At 67.5% G+C, this 21,763-nt stretch carries 22 protein-coding genes and 1 tRNA gene; 12 read left to right on the forward strand and 11 right to left on the reverse strand.

The window, feature by feature from the left end; all coding sequences use genetic code 11:
* Positions 1–33: 33 nt before the first annotated feature.
* The 4 genes from PSm6_RS19190 to PSm6_RS19205 form a co-directional block, all read right to left on the reverse strand.
* Positions 34–1,197, reverse strand: a complete 1,164-nt coding sequence (locus PSm6_RS19190; protein WP_043243883.1) for an EAL domain-containing protein — start codon at positions 1,195–1,197, stop codon at positions 34–36.
* A 112-nt stretch (positions 1,198–1,309) separates the two neighbouring features.
* Positions 1,310–1,654, reverse strand: a complete 345-nt coding sequence (locus tag PSm6_RS19195) for a hypothetical protein (RefSeq protein ID WP_184489205.1) — start codon at positions 1,652–1,654, stop codon at positions 1,310–1,312.
* Positions 1,651–2,043 (reverse strand): phage holin family protein, encoded by a 393-nt coding sequence (locus PSm6_RS19200; protein ID WP_031287714.1) that lies wholly within the window; start codon positions 2,041–2,043, stop codon positions 1,651–1,653. Before PSm6_RS19200 ends, PSm6_RS19195 begins: the two co-directional genes overlap by 4 nt.
* A gap of 2 nt (positions 2,044–2,045) precedes the next feature.
* Positions 2,046–2,360 carry an ElaB/YgaM/YqjD family protein gene (locus tag PSm6_RS19205; protein WP_021219572.1) on the reverse strand — a complete coding sequence of 105 codons (315 nt, stop codon included), beginning with the start codon at positions 2,358–2,360 and terminating at the stop codon, positions 2,046–2,048.
* Between the two features lie 353 nt (positions 2,361–2,713).
* Here PSm6_RS19205 and PSm6_RS19210 point away from each other — a divergent pair, with 353 nt between their 5' ends.
* Positions 2,714–3,922: an ammonium transporter gene (locus PSm6_RS19210; RefSeq protein WP_265167979.1), complete on the forward strand. Its 1,209-nt coding sequence runs from the start codon at positions 2,714–2,716 to the stop codon at positions 3,920–3,922.
* Between the two features lie 76 nt (positions 3,923–3,998).
* Here the strand turns inward: PSm6_RS19210 and PSm6_RS19215 are convergent, their stop codons facing one another.
* From PSm6_RS19215 to PSm6_RS19225, 3 genes are all read right to left on the reverse strand, one after another.
* Positions 3,999–5,294 carry an OprD family porin gene (locus PSm6_RS19215; protein ID WP_043243888.1) on the reverse strand — a complete coding sequence of 432 codons (1,296 nt, stop codon included), beginning with the start codon at positions 5,292–5,294 and terminating at the stop codon, positions 3,999–4,001.
* Between the two features lie 105 nt (positions 5,295–5,399).
* Entirely contained in the window at positions 5,400–6,266 is an 867-nt protein-coding gene (locus PSm6_RS19220) for an MBL fold metallo-hydrolase (RefSeq protein WP_265167980.1), read from the reverse strand.
* 29 nt (positions 6,267–6,295) lie between these two features.
* The gene (locus PSm6_RS19225) at positions 6,296–6,889 is read right to left on the reverse strand and encodes a glutathione S-transferase family protein (RefSeq protein ID WP_265167981.1); all 594 of its coding nucleotides are present in this window, start codon (positions 6,887–6,889) and stop codon (positions 6,296–6,298) included.
* 156 nt (positions 6,890–7,045) lie between these two features.
* Between PSm6_RS19225 and PSm6_RS19230 the strand changes: the two genes are divergently transcribed.
* The 7 genes from PSm6_RS19230 (at position 7,046) to PSm6_RS19260 (ending at position 14,072) form a co-directional block, all read left to right on the forward strand.
* Positions 7,046–7,627: a TetR/AcrR family transcriptional regulator gene (locus tag PSm6_RS19230; protein WP_043243894.1), complete on the forward strand. Its 582-nt coding sequence runs from the start codon at positions 7,046–7,048 to the stop codon at positions 7,625–7,627.
* Between the two features lie 108 nt (positions 7,628–7,735).
* Positions 7,736–8,896: a DUF5610 domain-containing protein gene (locus tag PSm6_RS19235; protein WP_265167982.1), complete on the forward strand. Its 1,161-nt coding sequence runs from the start codon at positions 7,736–7,738 to the stop codon at positions 8,894–8,896.
* 46 nt (positions 8,897–8,942) lie between these two features.
* Positions 8,943–9,182, forward strand: a complete 240-nt coding sequence (locus PSm6_RS19240) for a glutaredoxin family protein (protein ID WP_021219565.1) — start codon at positions 8,943–8,945, stop codon at positions 9,180–9,182.
* Between the two features lie 194 nt (positions 9,183–9,376).
* Positions 9,377–9,853 carry a MarR family winged helix-turn-helix transcriptional regulator gene (locus PSm6_RS19245; RefSeq protein WP_265167983.1) on the forward strand — a complete coding sequence of 159 codons (477 nt, stop codon included), beginning with the start codon at positions 9,377–9,379 and terminating at the stop codon, positions 9,851–9,853.
* On the forward strand, positions 9,846–11,324 hold the full coding sequence (locus tag PSm6_RS19250) for an efflux transporter outer membrane subunit (protein WP_265167984.1): 1,479 nt from the start codon (positions 9,846–9,848) through the stop codon (positions 11,322–11,324). The genes PSm6_RS19245 and PSm6_RS19250 overlap by 8 nt, the downstream gene beginning before the upstream one ends.
* A 14-nt stretch (positions 11,325–11,338) precedes the next feature.
* Positions 11,339–12,526: an HlyD family secretion protein gene (locus tag PSm6_RS19255; RefSeq protein ID WP_043243899.1), complete on the forward strand. Its 1,188-nt coding sequence runs from the start codon at positions 11,339–11,341 to the stop codon at positions 12,524–12,526.
* Positions 12,527–12,536: 10 nt separating this feature from the next.
* Positions 12,537–14,072, forward strand: a complete 1,536-nt coding sequence (locus PSm6_RS19260) for a DHA2 family efflux MFS transporter permease subunit (RefSeq protein ID WP_043243900.1) — start codon at positions 12,537–12,539, stop codon at positions 14,070–14,072.
* A 178-nt stretch (positions 14,073–14,250) separates the two neighbouring features.
* Here PSm6_RS19260 and PSm6_RS19265 read toward each other — a convergent pair.
* The 3 genes from PSm6_RS19265 to mobA form a co-directional block, all read right to left on the reverse strand.
* A tRNA-Pro gene (locus PSm6_RS19265) sits at positions 14,251–14,327 on the reverse strand.
* Between the two features lie 190 nt (positions 14,328–14,517).
* The gene (locus PSm6_RS19270; protein ID WP_021219560.1) at positions 14,518–14,739 is read right to left on the reverse strand and encodes a YgdI/YgdR family lipoprotein; all 222 of its coding nucleotides are present in this window, start codon (positions 14,737–14,739) and stop codon (positions 14,518–14,520) included.
* A gap of 84 nt (positions 14,740–14,823) precedes the next feature.
* A complete protein-coding gene (gene mobA / locus PSm6_RS19275) occupies positions 14,824–15,411 on the reverse strand; it encodes a molybdenum cofactor guanylyltransferase MobA (RefSeq protein ID WP_043243901.1) in 588 nt (195 codons plus the stop codon).
* A gap of 71 nt (positions 15,412–15,482) precedes the next feature.
* Here mobA and moaB point away from each other — a divergent pair, with 71 nt between their 5' ends.
* Entirely contained in the window at positions 15,483–16,022 is a 540-nt protein-coding gene (gene moaB, locus PSm6_RS19280; RefSeq protein WP_043243902.1) for a molybdenum cofactor biosynthesis protein B, read from the forward strand.
* Between the two features lie 23 nt (positions 16,023–16,045).
* Positions 16,046–17,233 carry a molybdopterin molybdotransferase MoeA gene (locus PSm6_RS19285; protein ID WP_081672224.1) on the forward strand — a complete coding sequence of 396 codons (1,188 nt, stop codon included), beginning with the start codon at positions 16,046–16,048 and terminating at the stop codon, positions 17,231–17,233.
* A gap of 194 nt (positions 17,234–17,427) precedes the next feature.
* On the opposite strand, the gene gliR is transcribed toward PSm6_RS19285, so the two are convergent.
* Positions 17,428–18,450: an AraC family transcriptional regulator GliR gene (gene gliR, locus PSm6_RS19290; RefSeq protein ID WP_021219556.1), complete on the reverse strand. Its 1,023-nt coding sequence runs from the start codon at positions 18,448–18,450 to the stop codon at positions 17,428–17,430.
* A 131-nt stretch (positions 18,451–18,581) separates the two neighbouring features.
* Here gliR and PSm6_RS19295 point away from each other — a divergent pair, with 131 nt between their 5' ends.
* Together PSm6_RS19295 and PSm6_RS19300 are read left to right on the forward strand one after the other, a co-directional pair.
* Complete coding sequence (locus PSm6_RS19295; RefSeq protein WP_265167985.1) at positions 18,582–20,177, forward strand: FAD-binding oxidoreductase; 1,596 nt, start codon at positions 18,582–18,584, stop codon at positions 20,175–20,177.
* Between the two features lie 2 nt (positions 20,178–20,179).
* On the forward strand, positions 20,180–21,757 hold the full coding sequence (locus PSm6_RS19300) for a glycerol-3-phosphate dehydrogenase/oxidase (RefSeq protein WP_265167986.1): 1,578 nt from the start codon (positions 20,180–20,182) through the stop codon (positions 21,755–21,757).
* Positions 21,758–21,763 lie beyond the last annotated feature (6 nt).

Consider the following 21,763-nt stretch of genomic DNA (forward strand, 5'->3'; position numbering starts at 1 on the left):
GGCGAATGCGCGAGTTCCCGCAGGCGCCGTCCGTCAGAGCCCGGCGGCGTCGATATCCACCAGCAGCAGGCGGTCGCCGTTGTCGATGAACTGGCCGGCGGTCAGGCAGTACTGGTTGGTGGTGGCGTCGCGGTAGGTGCTGGAAAGGGTCAGCCGGCGTTCTTCCCAGCCCTCGGCGAGCAGGTGATAGAAGTACGGCCGCCAGGACCAGTTGTGGCCCTGGTAGCGGGCGTCTTCACGCCATTGCTGGCCGTGCCATTCCAGGTTCGGGGTGAGCTGGGTGCCATTGCGGTCGCATTGGTAGATGCGCAGCAGCCAGGGGTAAAGCTCGGGGGAGGGCAGGGCCTCGAGCCGTGCGTGGCCTTCGGCCCAGTTGCGCAGCTGGTTCATCAGCTGGGTCAGTTGCTGGCGCATGGTCATCAGCCGTGCGCGTTCGGCCAGCTTGCGCTGCACGTACTGGTCGCGCAGCTGGGCGAAGCGTTCGACGAAGGCGTCGGCGGCGAAGAATTCCAGCTCCGGCTTGGCGAACAGGTAGCCCTGCACGTAGCGGGCGCCGCACTCCAGGGCGAAGTCCAGCTCGGCCTCGGTTTCCACGCCCTCGGCGATGATCCAGCAGCCGGTCTTCTCGGCCATCTGTGCCAGTGCCTTGACCACCTCGCCGCTGGGGCCGCCCCGGGCCGCGGCCTGGAACAGCTGCATGTCGAGCTTGAGGATGTCCGGTTGCAGGGCCAGCACCCGGTCGAGCTGGGAGTAGCCGGCACCGAAGTCGTCGATGGCGATGCGTGCGCCGGCCTGGCGGTAGCGGGCGACCACGTCCGGCAGGCGCTGGCTGGCGCCGCCCAGTTCGGTGATCTCGAAGACGATGCGCTCGGGCGCTACGCCGTTGCGCTCCAGTTGCTTGAGGCTGGGCAGGGCCTGGCCCGGGCGCAGGCGGCTGATCCAGCGGGGCGAGATATTGATACTGAGGAACCAGTCCGCCGGTGCCTCGTGCAGGCGCTTGAGGGCGTCCTCGCGGATTTCCCGGTCGAGGCGACGCAGGGCTGCAGGCGGCACCTTGGAATCGGCGAACAGCGGGCCGACCGAGAGCAGCCGGCCATCATCCTGGCGCAGGCGTCCCAGGGCTTCGACCCCGGCGATGCGTCCTGTCGCGGTGTCGATGAACGGCTGGAAGCAGGCAAGCGGTTGCCCCTCTATCACGGTGACTCCTTAGGGCTGGCCCGAAATGCACGCGCTCGTCGAAACGACGCGAAGGGAACCGGTCTCTACCGGCTCCCTTGCATAGCAAGAATGTGGCCAGCTTGTCCGACGATCAGACCTTTGGAGGGGACGGCGGCTTCGCGGAGGGGCGGCGCAAGGCGGCGCCCAGCAAGGGCATCAGGCTGCTGCCCAGGCGGATCAGTCGAGTCAGATTGCCACTACGGGCGGCGAAGAAGCCCAAGGCGGCGACCCCGGCAATGCCCCAAAGTGGAGCATGGGGCATGCCGCCCAGTTGCTGCTGCCAACTGCTGGCGATGCCCTTGGCGCGGCGCAGGGGCTGGGTAAGGACCAGGGTCTCGTGGCGGATCTCCTGGCGGTGCATCTCCAGGCGCAGGCGCACCAGCGCCTTGCGCAGTTCGCGGCGGGAGGTGGTGCGGTGCGTTTCGGGCAGGCTCATGGCATCAGGCGCTCGCGGTCCTGGGCCAGCTCTTCGAGCGTGGCGGAGAAGGGGGAGGACTCATCGTCCACGGCCTGTTTCAGGCGCCAGGCGCAGTAGCCGGTGAGCAGGAAGTAGAAGAGGCACAGGCCGCTGATGGTTTCGATCCGTGCACTGTCCCAGAACAGCACCAGCAGCAACGCGGATAGCGCCACCAGCAGGAGCAGGGCGAAGATCAGCGACAGGCCGGCGAACAGCAGCAGGCGCAGGGTGTTGGCCTTCTGCTCCTGCAGCTCGATGCCGAACAGCTCGACGTGGCTGTGCAACAGGCCGAGGAAGGCGGCGCCGAGGCGCCGCGGGGAGGGGCCTTGGCCCGCGCTCTGCGGGCCGGATTCCATTCCCGGCTCCATGGTCAGCGGCGCGACGCGAGCAGACCGAGGAGGAAGCCGATGCCGGCGGAAAGGCCGATGGTCTGCCAGGGGTGTTCCTGCACGTAGTCCTCGGTGGCGGCGACGGCGGCCTTGCCCTTGTCGACGATCTTCTCTTCGGTCAGTTGCAGGGTCTCGCGGGCGCGCTTGAGGGATTCGTGGATCTGCAGGCGCAGCTCCTCGGCCTGGTCGCCGGCCAGGCTGGCGGTGTGTTGCAGCAGTTTCTCGGTGTCACCGACGAGGGCCTGGAATTCGGTCAGCAGGTCGTCTTGGGCGCGGCTAGCGGACTTGCGGGGCATGGCGTGAATCTCCTTGGAGGGGCTTGGTTGTTGTGAGTCCCCGCGCTTGGGTTAGGTTCCGCCGATATTTGCCCCCGGGCGCTGGTATGGCGCTTGCAACGCCCTGGTGCGCCAGCGTGCCGGAGCGCCCCGTTATCGGGCGCTCAATGAGGCTCCGACAAGGCTGTTGACCGCTGGCAAGCATATGAAAAACAACGAGAAAGCCTGAAAACTCAAACTGCCGTCTCCACCGCTTCGCCCCGTTATGGCCCCAGGCTCCGACCCGTTCGAGGGCGTGGCGGCTTCAGGGTGGTGCGTGTCCGGCGCGATTTGACCCGTATTGGTGCTTTTTATCTGCCGGAGCCTTCCTGCCAATGGAAAACCTCAACAGTGCCGTGCAAACCCTGATCCACGGCTCCAACACCCTGTTCATCCTGATGGGCGCCGTGATGGTGCTCGCCATGCACGCCGGCTTCGCCTTCCTCGAAGTGGGCACCGTGCGCCAGAAGAACCAGGTCAACGCGCTGTCGAAGATCCTTTCGGACTTCGCCATCTCCACCCTGGCCTATTTCTTCATCGGCTACTGGGTGGCCTACGGCGTGACCTTCCTGCAGCCGGCCAGTGAGCTGGCGGCCGACCATGGCTATGCGCTGGTGAAGTTCTTCTTCCTGCTGACCTTCGCCGCCGCCATCCCGGCGATCATCTCCGGCGGCATCGCCGAGCGCGCCAAGTTCGGCCCGCAGTTGTGCGCCACCGCCCTGATCGTGGCCTTCGTCTATCCCTTCTTCGAGGGGCTGATCTGGAACGGCAACTTCGGCCTGCAGGACTGGCTGAAGGCGAGCTTCGGCGCCAGCTTCCATGACTTCGCCGGCTCCGTGGTGGTGCACGCCGTGGGCGGCTGGCTGGCCTTTGGCGCGGTGGTCTTGCTGGGGCGCCGTGATGGCCGCTACCGCGATGGCCGCCTGGTGGCCTTCGCCCCGTCGAACATCCCCTTCCTGGCGCTTGGCTCGTGGATCCTCATCGTCGGCTGGTTCGGCTTCAACGTGATGAGCGCGCAGACCCTGCAGGGTGTCAGCGGACTGGTGGCGGTCAACTCGCTGATGGCGATGGTCGGCGGCACGGTCGCCGCGCTGCTGGTGGGCCGCAATGACCCGGGCTTCCTGCACAACGGCCCGCTGGCCGGGCTGGTGGCGATCTGCGCCGGCTCCGACCTGATGCACCCGGTGGGTGCGCTGGTGACTGGCGCCATCGCGGGCGGCCTGTTCGTCTGGGCCTTCACCGCGACCCAGGTGAAATGGAAACTGGACGACGTGCTGGGCGTGTGGCCGCTGCACGGCCTGTGCGGCGTCTGGGGCGGTATCGCCTGCGGCATCTTCGGCCAGGAGGCCCTCGGTGGCCTGGGCGGCGTCAGCCTGGTGAGCCAGCTGATCGGCACCGGCCTCGGTGTGCTGGTGGCGCTGGTGGGGGGCTTCCTGGTCTACGGCCTGCTGAAGAAGACCCTCGGCATCCGCTTGTCCCAGGAGCAGGAGTACTACGGCGCGGACCTGTCGATCCACAAGATCGGCGCCACCAGCCAGGATTGATCGGGCCAAGCCCGGCACACTCCCATTAAACGAAGAAGCCCGCCGATTGGCGGGCTTTCACGTTGCGCAGTGGCGACTACCAGAGCGGTACCACGTAGCTGACGATCAGGCGGTTCTCGTCGATGTCGCTGCCGAAGTTGGTGGAGCGCACGGTCGCGTTGCGCCATTTCACGCCGAGGTTCTTCAGCGGGCCGTCCTGGAAGACGTAGGCGATGTCGGTGTTGCGTTCCCATTCCTTGCCTTCGGGGCGACCGGCGCCCAGGTCGACGTTGTCGCCGGACAGGTAGCGGGTCATGAAGGTCAGGCCGGGAATGCCCATGGAGGCGAAGTTGTAGTCGTAGCGCGCCTGCCAGGATTTTTCGTCCTTGGCGGCGAAGTCGCCGATCTGCACGTAGTTGACCAGGTAAGGGTCGGTGCCGTTGATGTAGGCGTAGCCGGTGTCGCCACTCATGCTCTGGTAGCCGAGGCCGAAGGCGTGGCCGCCCAGGGCATAGGTGAACATGGCGCCGAAGGCCTTGTTGTCGACGTTGCTGTTGCCTTCGTCGGTGGAGCGGGCGTAGCGGATGTCGCTCTTCAGCGATTGCTTGTCACCCAGCGGCAGGGTGTGCAGCACGGTGAAGATGTGCTGCTTGTAGAACTCGTCCAGGTTGCCGTAGTTGTAGCCGGTGGAGAGGCTGTCGTTCCACTTGTAGGTGGCGCCGGCGAAGTTGAATTCGTCGCTGGTCTGGCCGCCGCGGAAGGTGATGCCACGGGCACCGCCGGCACCGGTGGAGGCCACGCGGCTGTTGGTGATGGTCATGTCCTCGTAGTCCGAGGAGTCGCGCTGGTTCACCTGCTTGAGCTGGCCGGCGTCGAGGGTCAGGCCGTCGATTTCCATCGAGTTGATGTGGCCGCCCTGGAAGGTCTGCGGCAGCAGGCGCGAGTCGTTGTACTGCACGGTGGGCAGCTTGGGCAGCAGGGTGCCGACCTTGAGCACGCTCTTGGAGGCGCGCAACTTGGCGGTCAGGCCCACTTCGCCATATTCGTCCTGGGCGCGGTTGGGCGCTTCGCGGTCGCGCTTGAGCAGGCCGGTGCCGGTGCGGTCGGGGCTGGAGTCGAGTTTGATGCCCAGCGCGCCGATGGCGTCGACGCCAACGCCGATGGTGCCTTCGGTGAAGCCGGATTCGTAGCGCAGCAGGAAGCCCTGGGCCCACTCCTCGGCCTTGGACTGGGCGGCGCCGTCCTGGCGGAAGTCACGGTTGAAGTAGAAGTTGCGCAGCTCGACGCTGGCCTTGCTGTCTTTCAGGAATTCGGCCTGGGCGAGGCCGGGCAGGGTGAGGCCGGTGCTGAGCGCTGCCAGGGCAATGGCGTGCGCGAGCGAGGTCTTGCTCATTGTTATTGTCTCCTCGTTGGGGTTTCGGGGCGGTTGGGCCGCCCCGTTGCAACGAGTGGAATTAAGCATCTGGTAACAGAATCGTCATTTAGACATTGGTCGGCCTCACTGCACCCACTGCGGGTAGTAGCCGAGGCGGTCCTGCACGGCGGCGTCGTGGGCCGGCACCACGGTGAGGTTCGGTTGGGCCAGCAGCAGGTCGTGCACCCGTTGCAGCTGGGCACGGGTGCCGTCGCGGTCGTTGTCCACCATCCGCCGGCTGACCCAGAACTTCTCGTGGGGCCCGGTGAAGCCTTCCAGGCGCCAGCTGGTATCGCCGGTGAAGAAGAAGCGCCGGCCGTCGTCGAGGGTGAGGAACAGACCCACCGAGCCTGGTGTGTGCCCGGTGAGCGGTACCAGCACCAGGCTGCCGTCGCCGAACAGGTCGAGGCTCTGGTCAAAGCCCATGTAGGGCTCGGGCAGGAACTCGAAGGGCTGCCAGAGGACCTTGTGGGCGAACTGGCTGGGCAGCACCGCTGGCGGCGTGGCGATTTGGCTGAACTCGATTTCCGCCCAGGGCGCCCAGACTGGCACCTCGGGGAAGTCGGCCAGGCCCGAGGCGTGGTCCCAGTGGGCGTGGGTGAGGAGGATGCGGTCGACGCGGATGCCGTCACGGTCCAGTTGGTCCCGTGCGGGGGTGACGGTTTCGTACTTGAACAGCGGTTTGTCCCACCAGGGCATGTCGCCCTGGAACTGGGCGTCCACCTGGCGGCCGAGCCCGGTATCCAGCAGCAGGGTCGCGGCGTGGTGCTGGATGAGCACGGCGACGTGGTTGACCGCGACGGTCTGCGTCCACTGGCCGCCCTCCATGGTGAAGGCGTCGAGGGTTTCGGCGTGGGAGGTCTTCACCAGGGCGAAGCGCAGGCCCTGGGCGCTGGCGAAGGGGCTGGCGATCAGCAGCAGGCTGGCGAGGAGTAGGGGGAGCAGGCGCATGTACGGCTTCCTTGCGATGGCGGAGAGGGTCAGAGGTGCGGCAGCTCGACATAGCCGGGCAGGGCGCGGATGCGATCGCACCATTGGCGGATGTGTGGGTAGGGGGTGAGGTCGAGCCCGCCTTCCCCGGCCATCGCCAGGTAGGGGTAGTTGGCGACATCGGCGACGCTGGGGGCCTCGCCTTCGGCCAGCCAGGCGTGCCGGCCCAGTTGCAGCTCCACCATCGCCAGCACCTGGCGCGCCTTGGCCTGGGTGGCTTCTAGGTCGCCGGGCCGGCCGAACAGTTTCATCACCCGCGCGGCGGCCGGGCCGTGGTGCAACTCGTTGGCGGCGTAGCTCAGCCAGCTGGCGATGCGGCCCTGCTGCAGGGCATCGTCGGGCAGCCATTGCGGCGCATAACGGCGTGCCAGGTAGACGAGGATGGCCTGGGAGTCCGCCAACCTGCTGCCTTGGTCCACCAGCAGCGGAACCTGACCCCGTGGGTTGATGGCGAGGAATGCCGGTTGCTTCTGTTCGCCGGCGGCCAGGTTGACCGTGATGATTTCGGCGCGCTGGCCGGTCAGGCCGAGGAACAGGCGCACCTTGTAGCAGTTGCCGGAGAGGGGGAAGTCGTGGAGCTGCATGGTGGTGATCCCTGTGGTCGTTGTGCGGCTGGATATTAGACAGACAGGTCTGTATATTTCAAGCGCCAACTCCACCCCGTTGCCAGAAGGCAGCAGTGGTGCGGGTTTGAGCCGGTGCGGGCGGATGCGCATAATGCGCCGGTCAGGAGGTTCCACATGGCTTCGAGCAAACGCGATCAGTTGATCGACACCGCCATCGCGCTGTTCTACCGCGATGGTTTCCACGCCACCGGCATCGATCGCATCCTCGCCGAGTCCGGCGTGGCGAAGATGACGCTGTACAAGCATTTCAAGTCCAAGGACGAGCTGATCGAGGCGGCCCTGCGCCAGCGCCTGGAACCCAGTCGCCAGATGATGGCCTGGGCGCTGGAGAACCTGGCGCCGAGGGCGGCGATCCTTGCCGTCTTCGATGGCCTGCACCAGTTGCTGCATGGCAAGGAGTTCTTCGGTTGCGCCTTCGTCAACGCCGCCGCCGAGTTCCATGACCGCGAGCACCCGATCCACCGCGTCGCCGCCCTCCACAAGGCCAACGCCCAGCTGCATTTCCGCAGCGCCCTCGAACGCCTGGGGGTCGCCGAACCCGAGCGCCTGGCGCGGCAGTTGCAGTACCTGATGGAAGGGGCGATCGCCATGGCCCATGTGCAGGGCCCGGCCGAGCAGGCACGGGAGGCCAGGGATGCCGCAGCGGTGCTGTTGGGCGCGGCGGGTGTCGCCACGTCGGACGCGACGAACGTCTGACGTCAATATCGGTCACTGCCGTCCATCGGCTGCGAACGGATTCGTTCTCAAGGTTTTCCCGGGGCTGCCGTCAAATCGGTGTACATCCGATTCTCCGGGACCGCCACTATGAAGACCCTCGATTCCCTGGCTTCCGCAACCACGCGCCCGAGTTATCTGAACAAGATCGACAGCGCGACCCGTAACGCCACCAATGCGCAGAACGTGTTGGCCAACCGTGTTGCCCAGCGCCTGGGCATCGAGCCTGGCAGCCTGGCCGGCAAGACCCAGGATGACTACACGCCCGACAAGGTGGCCGGGCGCATCCTCGACTTCGTCGGCGGGCGCATCAAGGCCGAAGCGGCCAATGGTGCCGACACCGAGAAGCTGCAGAAGATGCTCGACCAGGCCCGCGAAGGCGTGGAGAAGGGCTTCGCCGAGGCGAAGAAGATCCTTCAGGGCCTGGGTGTGCTCGGCGGCAAGATCGCCAGTGACATCGAAGACACCTTCGGCAAGATCCAGGATGGCTTGAACAACCTGGCCAGCTCCCTGGGCCTGGATGGCAACACGCCGAGCACCGGCACTTCCGGCAGCACCAGTGTCAGCAGCTCCACCCAGAGCTTCTCCGCGCGTTCCTCGACCTTCGACATGGAGGTGACCACCAAGGAAGGCGACAAGGTGAAGATCTCCATCGCCCAGGCCTCGGCCGACTGGTCGAAGACCTCCTCGACGGGCTCCGACAAGGACGGCAAGAGCACCTCGGGTACCCGTTCCGAGTCCGGCAGCATGCAGATCGGCGGCTGGAAGGTGCAGGTGGATGGCGACCTCAACGACGAGGAGAGGGCCGCGCTCAGCGACCTGCTCGACCAGGTGCAGGATGTCTCCAGCAAGTTCTACTCCGGTGACCTCAACGGCGCCTTCGACCGCGCGCTGGCCCTGAACATGAACGGCGATCAGCTGGCTTCCATGTCGCTCAACCTCACCCAGACCAGGGTCAAGGCCACCAGCACCTACGGCTCCGTGGCCCAGGAAGGCGGCCAACCGGCCAGCGCGGTGAACACCTCGCTGCAGGACTACGCGAAGGGCATGCTGGAAGCGCTGAAGAACGCCGCCAAGCTCTCCGACGACCCGAAAGGCACGCTGCAGGACCTGCTCAACGGCGGTTTCTCGCTCAACGAGCGCCTCAGCGACAACCAGCTGGACAAGGCCCAGGCGTTCAACAGCAAGCTGCTGGACGGGCTGCAGAACCTGCTGCCGGCCGCCGCCAAGGACGACTCGGCCAAGGCCTGAGGCATGCTAGAATTCGCGCCTTTCCTGATTGGCGAGGCGCGTGGCGATGCTCCCCGAATGCAGCCTGTTCGGCACCCTGGGTTGCCATCTCTGTGAAGTGGCGGAGGGCGTGCTGATGCCCTTCGTCGAGCATGGCCTGATGGTCGAGTTGATGGACATCGCCGACCGCGAGGAATGGATGGACGACTACGCCCTGCGCATTCCCGTGTTGCGTCGCTGCGACACCGGTGCGGAACTGGACTGGCCTTTCGACGCGGCCAAGGTCGCCGCCTTCCTCGAACGCTGACCGCCGGTCGGCCGCTTCCCCTCTCCGTATCTTCTCTCTGCACGTCACGGCAGCCTGTGGCGACTGCCTTTGCGCCGATCAATCCCCCTTTTGCGGAACGGATTGTCGATTTAAAGCAACAGTGAATACCTTGCCAAATGTTTCGTCGCTTGTATGATTGCCCAGTCAGTTACTGCCTAGGCAGATATTAGCCAATGAAGCACTACAGCCCCGCCGACTACCCCTTCACCGGCTCCGTCGGCCAGTACATCGGGCGCTCCGCCATGCTCAAGGACCGCCTGCTCGATCGCTACCTGGCGCCCCTGGACATCACCTCCGCGCAGTTCAAGGTGCTGATGTTCATCTACATGGACCGCGCCAACACTCCGGCCGACCTGTGCCGCGAGCTCTCGGTGGACAGTGGCTCCATGACCCGCATGCTCGACCGCCTGGAGAAGAAGGGCCTGCTGCTGCGCAAGCCCTGCCCGGAGGACCGTCGCAGCGTGCGCCTGGCCCTCAGCGAAGACGGCCTACGCATCAGCCAGCAGATGCCGGAGATCGTCGCCGACGCCATGAACGAACTCACCAGCCCGCTGACCACTGAGGAACTCCGGACCCTGGTGGGCCTGCTGGGCAAGATCCTGCAAGGGCGCGACCCGTGCGCGCCGATCGGAGCCACTAACAATGAGTGAATTCAGCCGCACAGCACGCCTGGGGCGTAGCGCCCTGGTGCTCGGTGCCGCCCTAGCCCTGGCCGCCTGCGCCAGCTCCAGCGACCTGGAGCCCGAGGGCAAGGCCCTGGATGCCGCTGCCCTGCAGGCCGGGCGCAGCCTCGCGGGTACCCCGTTGAGCGCCGCCTGGCCGCGCCAGGACTGGTGGAAGCAACTGGGCGATGCCCAGCTCGATGCCATGGTGGAGGAAGCCCTGGCTGGCTCGCCGGACCTGCAGGTGGCCAGCGCCCGCACCCGCAAGGCCCTGGCCGAAGCCCAGGCGCAGGACGCCGCGCGCATGCCCAGCGTCAATGCCAGCGCCAGCTATTCCGGTGCCCGAGCGCCGGAGAGCGTGGTGCCCGCGCCCATTGGCGGCAGCTATGCCGCGGTGAAGTACCTGTCCCTCGGTTTCAGTTACGACCTCGACCTCTGGGGCGGCAAGCGTGCCGCCTGGGAAGCCGCCCTCGGCCAGGCCCGCGCCGCCGAGGTGGACCAACAGGCCGCGCGCCTGAACCTGTCCGCCAGTGTCGCCCGCGCCTACAGCCAGCTCGCCTATGCCTTCGTCGCCCGTGACCTGGCGGAAGAAGAGTTGAAGCGCTCCGAACACCTCTACAGCCTCAGCAAGCAGCGCCTGGCCGCCGGCCTGGACAGCAAGGTGCAGCTGCAACAGAGCGAGGCCCAGCAGGCCGCCGCGCGCCAGCAACTGCTGGCCGCCGAGCAGCAGATCGACAGCGATCGCATCACCCTCGCCGTGTTGCTGGGGCAGGGCCCCGATCGTGGCCAGCGCATCCAGCGCCCCGTGGTGCTGCAGCCCACCGCCCTGGCGCTGCCGTCGAACCTGCCGGCCGAACTGCTCGGCCGCCGCCCGGACGTGATCGCCGCGCGCTGGCGCGTCGAAGCGGCGAGCAAGGGCATCGACTCGGCCAAGACCGGCTTCTATCCCAACCTCAACCTCAGTGCCATGGTCGGCCTCGCCGCCCTGAGCAGCGGCGACCTGTTCCAGGGCGACAGCCGCTTCTACCAGGTGGCGCCGGCCATCTCCCTGCCGGTGTTCGATGGCGGCCGTCTGCGCGCCAACCTGGCCGGCGTGGACGCCGACTACGACCTGGCCGTGGCCCAGTACAACAAGACCCTGGTGGGCGCCCTCGGCGAGGTCAGCGACGACCTCAGCCAGCTGCGCTCCCTGGCGCAGCAGATCGAGGTGCAGCGCCAGGCCCGTGACATCGCCAAATCCAACTACGACCTCGCCATGCGTCGCTACGGCGAAGGCATCGGCAACTACCTGGACGCCCTCAGCGTCGAGCAGCAACTGCTGGTCACCGAACGCCAGCTGGCCAGCCTGGACGTCCAGCAGATCGACACCTCCGTGCGCCTGGTGCAGGCCCTCGGCGGTGGCTTCCAACCCGAACAGACTCCGCTCGCCCAGGGCGCCCGCCCGGCCGCCACTGAATGAACGAGGCACAGACCATGACCACCCAGACTTCGGAAACCGCCGTCCAAGGCAACCCCAAGCGCAAGCGGATGCTGCTCATCCTGCTTGCCGTGATCCTCATCCTCGCCGCCCTCAGCTTCGCCTGGGAGCAGCTCTTCGGCCGCTGGAGCGAGCACACCGACGACGCCTACATCGGCGGCAACGTAGTGCAGATCACCCCGCAGACCGTGGGTACCGTGACCAGCATCGGCGCCGATGACGGCGACCTGGTGCACGAAGGCCAGGTGCTGGTGCGCTTCGACCCCAGCGATGCGGAGATCGGCCTGCAGCAGGCCGAAGCCAACCTGGCGCGCACCGTGCGCCAGGTGCGCGGCCTGTACAACAGCGTGGACGGCTACAAGGCCGAGGTGGCGGCGAAGAAGGTCGCCCTGGAGAAGGCCCGTGCCGACTTCGCCCGCCGTCGCAACCTGGCCAAGGATGGTGCGATCTCCCAGGAGGAACTGGCCCACGCCCGTGACGCCCTGGACTCCGCGCAAAGCTCCCTGACCAGCTCCGAGCAGCAGCTCAACAGCAGCCGTGCCCTGGTGGACGACACCGTGATCGCCTCCCACCCGGATGTGAAGGCTGCCGCCGCGACCCTGCGCCAGGCCTACCTGGAAGACGCCCGCGCCACCCTGGTTGCCCCGGTCACCGGTTATGTCGCCAAGCGCACCGTGCAGCTGGGCCAGCGCGTGCAGCCCGGCACCGCGCTGATGGCGGTCATCCCCCTGGACCAGGTGTGGATCGACGCCAACTTCAAGGAAACCCAGTTGAAGAACATGCGCATCGGTCAGCCGGTGGAGATCGAGTCCGATCTCTACGGCGGCGACGTGAAGTACAGCGGCACCGTGGACAGCCTCGGCGTCGGTACCGGCAGCGCCTTCTCCCTGCTGCCGGCGCAGAACGCCACCGGCAACTGGATCAAGATCGTCCAGCGCGTGCCGGTGCGCGTCCGCATCAACCCGGAGCAGCTCAAGGAGCACCCGCTGCGCATCGGCCTGTCGATGAGTGTCAAGGTCGACCTGCACGACCAGAGTGGCCCGTCCCTGGCCCAGCAGGCACCGAAGAAGCCGCTGTTCGCTACCGACGTCTACCAGCGCCAGCTGGCGGAAGCCGACCAGTTGATCGAGCAGCTGATCCACGCCAACGGCCCGGACGCCACCCACAAGACCGCGCAGCGCTGAGACGGCGACCATGAGCGAGAACGCAGCAGCCAGCTTCACCCCGCCGAACCTGGTGCTGGCCACCATCGGCCTGTCGCTGGCGACCTTCATGCAGGTGCTCGACACCACGATCGCCAACGTCGCCCTGCCGACCATCGCCGGCAACCTGGGGGTGAGTTCGGAGCAGGGCACCTGGGTGATCACCTCCTTCGCGGTGAGCAACGCCATCGCCCTGCCGCTGACCGGCTGGATGAGCCGGCGGGTGGGCGAGGTGCGCCTGTTCATCGGCGCCACGCTGCTGTTCATGCTGGCGTCCTTCCTCTGCGGCGTGGCCCAGTCGATGAACAGCCTGGTGGGCTTCCGCGCCCTCCAGGGCTTCGTCGCCGGGCCGCTGTACCCCATCACCCAGACCCTGCTGCTGTCGATCTACCCACCGGCGAAGCGGGGCATGGCCCTGGCGTTGCTGGCGATGGTCACGGTGGTGGCGCCCATTGCCGGGCCCATTCTCGGTGGCTGGATCACCGACGACTTCAGCTGGCCGTGGATCTTCTTCATCAACCTGCCCATCGGCCTGTTCGCCGCCTTCGTGGTCTACCAGCAGCTGCGCAAGCGGCCGGTTACGCTCAAGCGCGAGCCCATGGACTGGATGGGCCTGGCGACCTTGGTGATCGGCGTCGGCGCGTTGCAGATCGTGCTCGACAAGGGCAACGACCTGGACTGGTTCGAATCGAACTTCATCATCGGTGGCACGGTGATCGCGGTCATCGCCCTGGCGGTGTTCATCATCTGGGAGTTCACCGACCGCCACCCCATCGTCAACCTGCGGCTGTTCCGCCACCGCAACTTCACCGCCGGTACCGTGGCGCTGGTGGGCGGCTACGCGGCCTTCTTCGGCATCAACCTACTGTTGCCGCAGTGGCTGCAGACCCAGCTCGGCTACACCGCGACCTGGGCCGGCCTGGCGGCGGCGCCCATCGGCCTGCTGCCTGTGATCATGTCGCCCTTCGTGGGGCGTTACGCGCAGAACTTCGACCTGCGCGTGCTGGCCAGCCTGGCGTTCTTCGCCATCGGTGCCAGTTGCTTCATGCGGGCGTCCTTCACCACCGAGGTGGACTACCTGCACATCGCCCTGGTGCAGCTGTTCATGGGCTTCGGTGTGGCGCTGTTCTTCATGCCGATCCTCAGCATCCTGCTCTCGGACCTGCCGCAGAACGAAATCGCCGACGGCTCCGGCCTGGCCACCTTCCTGCGGACCCTGGGCGGCAGCTTCGCGGCCTCGCTCACCACCTGGATCTGGATACGCCGCGCCGACCAGCACCATGCCTACCTCACCGAGCACATCAGCGCCTACGAGCCCGGTACCCGCGAGGCGCTGGAGCAGATGGGCGGCATGAGCCAGCAGAACGCAGCGTCCCTGGACCACATCGTCACCGGGCAGGCGTACATGATGTCGACCATCGACTACTTCACGATGATCGGCTGGGTCTGCATGGGGTTGATCCTGCTCATCTGGCTGGCCAAGCCACCCTTCGGCGCCAAGCCCGGTGCGGCGGCCAACGCCCACTGAGGCAATGCGCACAGGGTAGATTGGCGCTAAGCGTAACGAGGCCCAACACGACGAAGCCCGATGCACCCGCATCGGGCTTCTTTTTTGCGGAGGGGAGAGGGCGGGGGAAGAAAGGAAAGGGGCCGGCTTTTTCGCAGGCAATAAAAAACCCGCCTATAAGGCGGGTTTTTTCGGGATATGGTCGGAGCGACTGGATTCGAACCAGCGACCTTCTCGTCCCGAACGAGACGCGCTACCAAGCTGCGCTACGCTCCGTGGAATGAGCGCGCATTCTACAGAAAACTTTTTGGTCGACAAGGGGTTAGCTGAAATTTTTTTACCGGGGCAGGGCTGCCGCGGCGTCCGGGGGTATTGCCCTGTTGCAGGGGGCGGACAAAACGAAGCCCGCCTCGGGTGACCCCGCGACGGGCTTGTTCAGGCGACCGGGAAGGTCGCCGGATAAGGCTCAGAGTTCCTTGATGGTGCGAACCTGGTCCTTGTTGACCTTGGCGCGCTTGCCATCGAGTTGCTCGAACTCGTAGAAGCCGGAGTCATCGTCGTAATCGGGCTTGTCCACGGCCTGAATCTCGCGGCCGTCGTTCAGGGTGATCACGGTGGGGGACGAGCAGCCGGCCAGGGTAACCAGGCCGAGCGCGAGTACGAATGCGGGAATGATCCGCTGGTTCATCTTCCATCTCCTTGATGAATGAACGGGAGGTTCTCGGGCTCTGACGGAAAACCAGCCGGCAAAGTTCCGGAAGCCCGCTGGATTTCATCCCGATCCGCGCGGGTTCTCCAGCAGATCCGGCGTATTCAGGTTGGCCAGGCGCGGGTCGCCCACCGGGCATTCCACGGCGATCGGGTCGAGGGTGCGGAGGATGCGTTGCGGGCTGCGCTCACCGGCCTGCCAGGCCTGTTCGATCTGCGGCAAAAGGGTGCGCGGCAGCACGCTGAACAGCGGCTCCCAGTAACCGCCCTGGTGCAGCATCACCGGCCGCTCGCCGGCTTCGCGCAGCAGTGAGTCGAGCAGGGGGGCGTCCACCAGCGGCGCGTCGCAGGGCAACACCAGCAGGTGGTCGTGGCGCGCGGCGGCCAGCCCGGCTCGGATGCCGGCCAGTGGGCCCGGGTAATCGGGGCTGTCGTCCGTCACCAGTTGGTCCGCCCATTGCGCGTAGCGCTCGGCGTTGCGGTTGCAGGAAATGATCAGGTCATCGGTGCGTGCGCGGGTGGCGGCATGCAGCCAGACGATCAGCGGCTGGCCGCGCCATTCCACCAGGCCCTTGTCGCGGCCGCCCAGGCGCTGGCCGCGGCCGCCGGCGAGCAGCAGAACGGAGCAGGGAAGGGGGGCGTTGCCGGGCATGGGCGGGCTCTCGGGAGGGGCGGCGCTGTGATATAACACCGGCCATTCTGTCCTACAACTGGAAGCCTGCCATGAACCACAAGGCCGAGGCGGTATTCGTGCCCCTGAACATCGCCGTTCTCACCGTCAGCGACACCCGCAGCCTGGAGACCGACACCTCCGGCCAGCTCTTCGTCGACCGCCTCACCGCTGCCGGGCACAAGCTCGCCGCCCGCGTGCTGCTGAGGGACGACCTCTACAAGATCCGCGCCCAGGTGGCGACCTGGATCGCCGAGGACGCGGTGCAGGTGGTGCTGATCACCGGCGGCACCGGCTTCACCGGGCGCGACAGCACCCCCGAGGCCATCGCCTGCCTGCTGGACAAGCAGGTGGACGGCTTCGGCGAGTACTTCCGGCAGATTTCGGTGGCCGACATCGGCACCTCCACCATGCAGTCCCGCGCCCTGGCCGGCCTTTCCAACGGCACCCTGGTGTGCAGCCTGCCGGGCTCCACCAACGCCTGCCGCACCGCCTGGGACGGCATCCTCGCCGAGCAGCTGGACAACCGCCACCGCCCCTGCAACTTCGTGCCGCACCTGACCCGCGCCGACGCCTGCGAGAGCCGCGGGTGAGCTGCTGCGACAACCCCGGCCTGATGCCGGTGGAAGACGCCCTGGCCCGGCTGCTGAAACTGGCCGGGGAGGCCGCCATCCGCGAGCAGGAAGAGGTCGCCCTGGCCGATGCCGATGGCCGTGTGCTGGCCGAACCCCTGGTGGCCGGCCTCGACCTGCCGCCCTGGGACAACAGTGCGATGGATGGCTACGCCCTGCGCCTGGCCGACTGGAGCGGCGAGCCGCTGGTGGTCAGCCAGCGCATTCAGGCGGGCAGCGCCCCCGGCCCGCTGCAGCCGGGCACCTGTGCGCGCATCTTCACCGGCGCGCCGCTGCCCGAAGGCGCGGACACGGTGGAGATGCAGGAAAACGCCGAGGTGCTGGACGACGGCCGCGTGCGCTTCATCGAGCCCATGAGTGCCAGGCAGAACGTGCGTCCCAAGGGCCAGGAAACCCGCAGCGGCGAAACCGTGCTGGATGCCGGCACCCTGCTGGGCCCCATCGAAATGGGCCTGGCCGCCACCCTCGGCGCCGCGCGCCTGCAGGTGCGCCGCCGGCCCCGCGTGGCGGTGCTCTCCACCGGTGATGAACTGGTCGCGCCGGGCCAGCCGCTCGGCCCGGGGCAGATCTACAACAGCAACCGCACCCTGCTGATCGCCTGGCTGCGCCGCCTGGGTTGCGAGGTGGTGGATGGCGGCATCCTCGCCGACGACCTGGAACTGACCCGCAAGGCCCTGGGCGAGCTGACCGGCGTCGACCTGATCCTCTCCACCGGTGGCGTCTCCGTCGGCGAGGCGGACTTCCTCGGCCTGGCCCTGCGCGAGGCCGGCGAACTGGCGTTGTGGAAGCTGGCGATCAAGCCGGGCAAGCCGCTCACCTTCGGCCACTTCCAGGGTGTGCCGGTGATCGGCCTGCCGGGCAACCCGGCCTCCACCCTGGTGACCTTCGGCCTGCTCACCCGGCCCTACCTGCTGCGCCGCCTCGGCGTGGACAAGGTCGCGCCCCTGGGCTTCCCGGTACCGGCCGGCTTCACCTGGAGCAAACCGGGCAACCGCCGCGAGTACCTGCGCGCCCGCCTCGAAAACGGCCGCGCGGTGATCTACCGCAACCAGAGTTCCGGTGTGCTGCGCAGCGCCGCCTGGGCCGAAGGCCTGGTGGAGGTGCTGGAAGGCACCACCCTGGCCGAAGGCGACAGCCTGCGCTTCATCCCGCTGAGCGAACTGCACGCCTGAACCCTGCAACCCGGACTTCGGTCCGGGCTGCAAGCGGGGTCCCGGGCTGAAGCCCGGGCTACATCAGCAGGTGTGTTGTCGTGTGTTGCGCCAGCCATCGAACGTAGGTCGGGTGCAACCCGACAGCTCAACTCGACACCCCTCGCGGGTTTCACCCGCCCTACACACTGACCGGTGAACATGTCGGATGCGGCTTAGCCCTGCCGCTTGGCCTCGCGGTATTCCCCCGGCGTCTGCCCGGTCCAGGTCTTGAAGCTGCGGTGGAAGGAGCGTGACTCGGTGAAGCCGAGGTAGCTGGCGATGTCCTGGATGGCCAGGTCGCTGCGCAGCAGGTAGTGCTCGGCCAGTTCCTGGCGCAGTTCGTCGAGGATCTGCTGGTAGCTGGTGCCGGCCTGCTGCAGGTGGCGCTGCAGGGTGCGCACCGTCATGTGGAATTTCTCCGCGACCCGTTCCTTTCGTGGCAGGCCATCCTTGAGCAGCAGGCGCAGGGCGTTCTTCACCCGTTGCGGCAGGGGTTCGTCCTGGTCCAGCCCGGCCATCAGCGCCAGGGCGTGTTCCTCGAGGGTGCGCAGCAGGTTGGCGTCGGCCTGGCGCAGGGGCACGCCGAGGTACTCCATGGGCACCAGCAGGGCGTTGCAGGCCTGGTCGAAGCGGATCGGGCAGCCGAAGACTTCTTCGTAGTCCTCCAGGCGGGTGCCGGCGGGCTGGGCGTGTTCGAACCAGACCTCGCGGGGCGAGCGCTCCATGTCGGCGATCCAGCGGGCGTAGAGCAGCCAGGAGGCGAGCACGTTCTCCACCATGTGGCGGCGGATCTCCGGAGCTTCGTGGCGGCAGTTCCAGATCAGGCGGATATGGTCGCCGGCGGCTTCCATGCGGCTGGTGCCCATGTCGCCCACCAGTTTTTCGTACGGGACGATGCGGCTCATGGCCTCGCCCAGGGTGGCGCAGTTCATGGTGATGTAGCCGAGCACGCTCCACGAGCCCGGCTGCACGAAGCGCGCGGAATGCAGGCCGAACAAGGGGTCGTCGGAGACCGCCATCAGGTGCTGCAGCAGGCGTTCATGGGCTTCGCTGGGCATGCGCTTGCCGTTGTCGGCCAGCTCCTCGGCGCGGATGCCGGCAGCGTCGAGCGCAGCGGCCACGTCCAGGCCGAGGTGCTCGGCATGGCGCAGGTACTTGAGCAGGGCGGGGACGGAGGTATAGCCGAGGGAATCCATGGTTTCTTCTTGTTCTGAATGTCTTGATTGGCGATAGCCACTGTCCCGATCCGACAGTGACGCCCTTGCGCGGCTGGCTAGTATAGGCACCCATTGAAAGCCTCCGAAACAACTCGAACAAGGAGATGGGCATGCGACGCTGGAACGGCTGGGGTGAAGAGTCGACCGTGGTGGAACTGCCGGCCAATGGCACGGATTTTCTGGCCCAGCGCGTCGGCGCCGGGCAGCGCCTGGACGACGCCACCCTCGCGCAGGTGCTGGCGCAGGTCCCGGCTTCGCGCCTGCCGCCCCATGTGCTGGTCAGCCAGGACGCCGAGGAGCGCGTGCGCCACGCCCGTGGCCAGAGCCTGCCGGATTGGCTGGCCATGCGTGAAGGCCGTTTCGAGGTGTTCCCCGACGGTGTCGCCTACCCCGAAACCGCCGAGGACATCCGCCAGCTGATGGCCTGGGCCCGGACCCATGACATCGTGCTCATCCCCTACGGCGGCGGCACCTCGGTGGCCGGCCACATCAACCCTCAGGCCGGCGAGCGGCCGGTGCTGACCCTGTCCCTCGAACGCATGAGCCGCCTGCTGGACCTGGACGAGCAAAGCCTGATCGCCACCTTCGGCCCCGGCGCCAACGGGCCGCAGGTGGAGAGCCAGCTGCGTGCCAAGGGCTACACCCTCGGCCACTTCCCGCAATCCTGGGAGCTCTCGACCATCGGCGGCTGGGTCGCCAGCCGTTCCAGCGGCCAGCAATCCCTGCGCTATGGCCGCATCGAGCAACTGTTCGCCGGCGGTACCCTGGAAACCTTCGACGGCCCGCTGGAGCTGCCGACCTTCCCGGCCTCGGCCGCGGGGCCGGACCTGCGCGAAGTGGTGCTGGGCTCCGAAGGCCGCTTCGGGGTGATTTCCGAAGTGCGTGTGCGGGTCACCCGCCTGGCCGACCAGGAAAGCTTCTACGCCGTGTTCCTGCCCAGCTGGGAGCAGGCCCTGGCGGGCATCCGTGCGTTGGCCCAGGCGCGGGTGCCGCTGTCGATGCTGCGCCTGTCCAACGCCATCGAGACCGAAACCCAGCTGGCCCTGGCCGGCCACCCCGAGCAGATCGCCCTGCTGGAGAAGTACCTGGCCTTCCGCGGTGCGCGCACCGGCAAATGCATGCTGACCTTCGGCGTCACCGGCAACCGCCAGCAGAACGCCGTGTCGCTGCGCCAGGCGAAGAAGCTGCTGAAGGGCTTCGGTGGCGTGTTCACCGGCACCCTGCTGGGCAAGAAGTGGGCGGAGAACCGCTTCCGCTTCCCCTACCTGCGCCATGGCCTGTGGGATGCCGGCTACGTGGTCGACACCCTGGAGACCGCCACCGACTGGCTCAATGTCGACAACCTGCTGAATAAGGTGGAGGCCAGCCTGCGTGACGGCCTGGCGGAGGAGGGCGAGCGCGTCCACGTCTTCACCCACCTGTCCCACGTCTACGGCGAGGGCTCCAGCATCTACACCACCTACGTGTTCCGTCCGGGTGCCAGCTACGAGCAGGCCCTGCAGCGCTGGAGCCGCTTGAAGCGCGCGGCCAGCGAGGTGATCGCGCACAACCGCGGCACCATCAGCCACCAGCACGGCGTGGGTCGTGACCACGCACCCTGGCTGCCGGTGGAGAAGGGCGAGCGCGGCATGGCGGTGCTCAAGGCACTGGCCGGGCACTTCGACCCCGAGGGCCGCCTGGCCCCCGGCGTGCTGATCCAGGATTGACCATGCAGCCCTGGAACGCGGCCTGGCGCGAGCGCGCGCTGCCGGAGCTGGCGGCGCGGGACTGGGACCTGATCGTCGTCGGCGGCGGCATCACCGGCGCCGGCATCCTCCGCGAGGCGGCCCGGCGTGGCTGGAAGTGCCTGCTGCTGGAGCAGCGCGACTTCGCCTGGGGTACTTCCAGCCGCTCCTCGAAGATGGTCCACGGCGGCCTGCGCTATATCGCCAAGGGCCAGTTCGGCCTGACCCGTGACTCGGTACGCGAACGCCAACGCCTGCTGGCCGAGGCGCCGGGGCTGGTGGACCCGCTGAGCTTCGTCATGCCCCACCGTGGCGGCTTCCCCGGCCCCCGCGTGTTTGGCAGCCTGCTGGCGGTCTACGACGCCCTGGCCGGCAAGCGCAACCACCTCTATCACTCATTGCAGCAGCTGCGCTTCCTCACCCCGGGGCTGGACGAGGCGAAGCTGCAGGGCGGCACCCAGTTCTTCGATGCGGTCACCGACGATGCACGCCTGGTGATGCGCGTGCTGGCCGAGGCCCGTCGCGATGGCGGCGAGGCGCTCAATGGCCTGCGCGTGGTGGAGCTGACCCGCGAGCAGGGCCAGGTGGTCGGCCTGGTGGCGGAAGACATCGAGAGCGGCCAGCGCTACGCCCTGCGCACCCGCGCCGTGGCCCAGGCCACCGGTGCCTGGGCCGATCGCCTGCGCCGCCGTGAAGGCAGCGAGCACATCCGCCCCCTGCGCGGCAGCCACCTGCTGCTGCCCGGCTGGCGCCTGCCGCTGGCCCACGCCATCAGCTTCATGCACCCGGCGGATGGCCGCCCGGTGTTCGTCTTCCCCTGGGAAGGCGCGACCGTGGTCGGCACCACCGACCTCGATCACCGCGACGAGCTGGACCTGGATGCCCGCATCAGCGCCGAGGAGGTGGACTACCTGCTGGCTGCCTGCCGCGAGCAGTTCCCTGCTGCCGCCATCGGGCGTGCGGACGTGCTCTCCACCTGGGCCGGCGTGCGCCCGGTGGTGAGCGACGGCGAGGCGTCGCTGAAGCCCTCCGACGAGAAGCGCGAGCATGCGCTGTGGATCGAGCCCGGCTGCGTGACCCTGGCCGGCGGCAAGCTGACCACCTTCCGCCTGCTGGCGCTGGAGGTGCTGCGCGCTTGCGCGGGCTTCAATGGCCGTACGGTGGATGATCTCGGTGCAGCGGTATTCAAACCGGCGCCGTTGGCGAGCCTGCCTGGCCTGGGCCCCTTGGCGCAGCGGCGCCTGGCGGGGCGGCATGGCCCGGAGCTCGCCGCTGTCGCCCGTTTGATCGATGAACTGGGCAGCGAGCGCGTTGGCGCCACCGATACCCTCTGGGCCGAATTGGCCTGGGCGACGGAAGCCGAGCTGGTGCTGCACCTGGACGACCTGCTGCTGCGACGCACCCGCCTGGGCCTGTTGTTGCCCGGTGGCGGTGCGGCGCTGATGCCGCGCATTCGCACGCTGTGCCAGGTTCGCCTGGGTTGGAGCGATGGGCGCTGGGAAGACGAGGAACGGGCCTATGCTGCGCTCTGGCAGCGCAGCTACAGCCTGCCCGCAGAATAAGAACAA

It is taken from the genome of Pseudomonas solani (genome assembly GCF_026072635.1).
Taxonomy (GTDB): Bacteria; Pseudomonadota; Gammaproteobacteria; order Pseudomonadales; family Pseudomonadaceae; genus Metapseudomonas; species Metapseudomonas solani.

What these genes read in the sequence shown, in the direction of transcription:
- PSm6_RS19195 (WP_184489205.1), bottom strand. Translation starts at nt 1,654, where the DNA reads ATGAGCCTGCCCGAAACGCACCGCACCACCTCCCGCCGCGAACTGCGC.
- PSm6_RS19200 (WP_031287714.1), bottom strand. Translation starts at nt 2,043, where the DNA reads ATGGAGCCGGGAATGGAATCCGGCCCGCAGAGCGCGGGCCAAGGCCCC.
- PSm6_RS19205 (WP_021219572.1), bottom strand. Translation starts at nt 2,360, where the DNA reads ATGCCCCGCAAGTCCGCTAGCCGCGCCCAAGACGACCTGCTGACCGAA.
- PSm6_RS19210 (WP_265167979.1), top strand. Translation starts at nt 2,714, where the DNA reads ATGGAAAACCTCAACAGTGCCGTGCAAACCCTGATCCACGGCTCCAAC.
- PSm6_RS19215 (WP_043243888.1), bottom strand. Translation starts at nt 5,294, where the DNA reads ATGAGCAAGACCTCGCTCGCGCACGCCATTGCCCTGGCAGCGCTCAGC.
- PSm6_RS19220 (WP_265167980.1), bottom strand. Translation starts at nt 6,266, where the DNA reads ATGCGCCTGCTCCCCCTACTCCTCGCCAGCCTGCTGCTGATCGCCAGC.
- PSm6_RS19225 (WP_265167981.1), bottom strand. Translation starts at nt 6,889, where the DNA reads ATGCAGCTCCACGACTTCCCCCTCTCCGGCAACTGCTACAAGGTGCGC.
- PSm6_RS19230 (WP_043243894.1), top strand. Translation starts at nt 7,046, where the DNA reads ATGGCTTCGAGCAAACGCGATCAGTTGATCGACACCGCCATCGCGCTG.
- PSm6_RS19235 (WP_265167982.1), top strand. Translation starts at nt 7,736, where the DNA reads ATGAAGACCCTCGATTCCCTGGCTTCCGCAACCACGCGCCCGAGTTAT.
- PSm6_RS19240 (WP_021219565.1), top strand. Translation starts at nt 8,943, where the DNA reads ATGCTCCCCGAATGCAGCCTGTTCGGCACCCTGGGTTGCCATCTCTGT.
- PSm6_RS19245 (WP_265167983.1), top strand. Translation starts at nt 9,377, where the DNA reads ATGAAGCACTACAGCCCCGCCGACTACCCCTTCACCGGCTCCGTCGGC.
- PSm6_RS19250 (WP_265167984.1), top strand. Translation starts at nt 9,846, where the DNA reads ATGAGTGAATTCAGCCGCACAGCACGCCTGGGGCGTAGCGCCCTGGTG.
- PSm6_RS19255 (WP_043243899.1), top strand. Translation starts at nt 11,339, where the DNA reads ATGACCACCCAGACTTCGGAAACCGCCGTCCAAGGCAACCCCAAGCGC.
- PSm6_RS19260 (WP_043243900.1), top strand. Translation starts at nt 12,537, where the DNA reads ATGAGCGAGAACGCAGCAGCCAGCTTCACCCCGCCGAACCTGGTGCTG.
- PSm6_RS19270 (WP_021219560.1), bottom strand. Translation starts at nt 14,739, where the DNA reads ATGAACCAGCGGATCATTCCCGCATTCGTACTCGCGCTCGGCCTGGTT.
- mobA (WP_043243901.1), bottom strand. Translation starts at nt 15,411, where the DNA reads ATGCCCGGCAACGCCCCCCTTCCCTGCTCCGTTCTGCTGCTCGCCGGC.
- moaB (WP_043243902.1), top strand. Translation starts at nt 15,483, where the DNA reads ATGAACCACAAGGCCGAGGCGGTATTCGTGCCCCTGAACATCGCCGTT.
- PSm6_RS19285 (WP_081672224.1), top strand. Translation starts at nt 16,046, where the DNA reads ATGCCGGTGGAAGACGCCCTGGCCCGGCTGCTGAAACTGGCCGGGGAG.
- gliR (WP_021219556.1), bottom strand. Translation starts at nt 18,450, where the DNA reads ATGGATTCCCTCGGCTATACCTCCGTCCCCGCCCTGCTCAAGTACCTG.
- PSm6_RS19295 (WP_265167985.1), top strand. Translation starts at nt 18,582, where the DNA reads ATGCGACGCTGGAACGGCTGGGGTGAAGAGTCGACCGTGGTGGAACTG.
- PSm6_RS19300 (WP_265167986.1), top strand. Translation starts at nt 20,180, where the DNA reads ATGCAGCCCTGGAACGCGGCCTGGCGCGAGCGCGCGCTGCCGGAGCTG.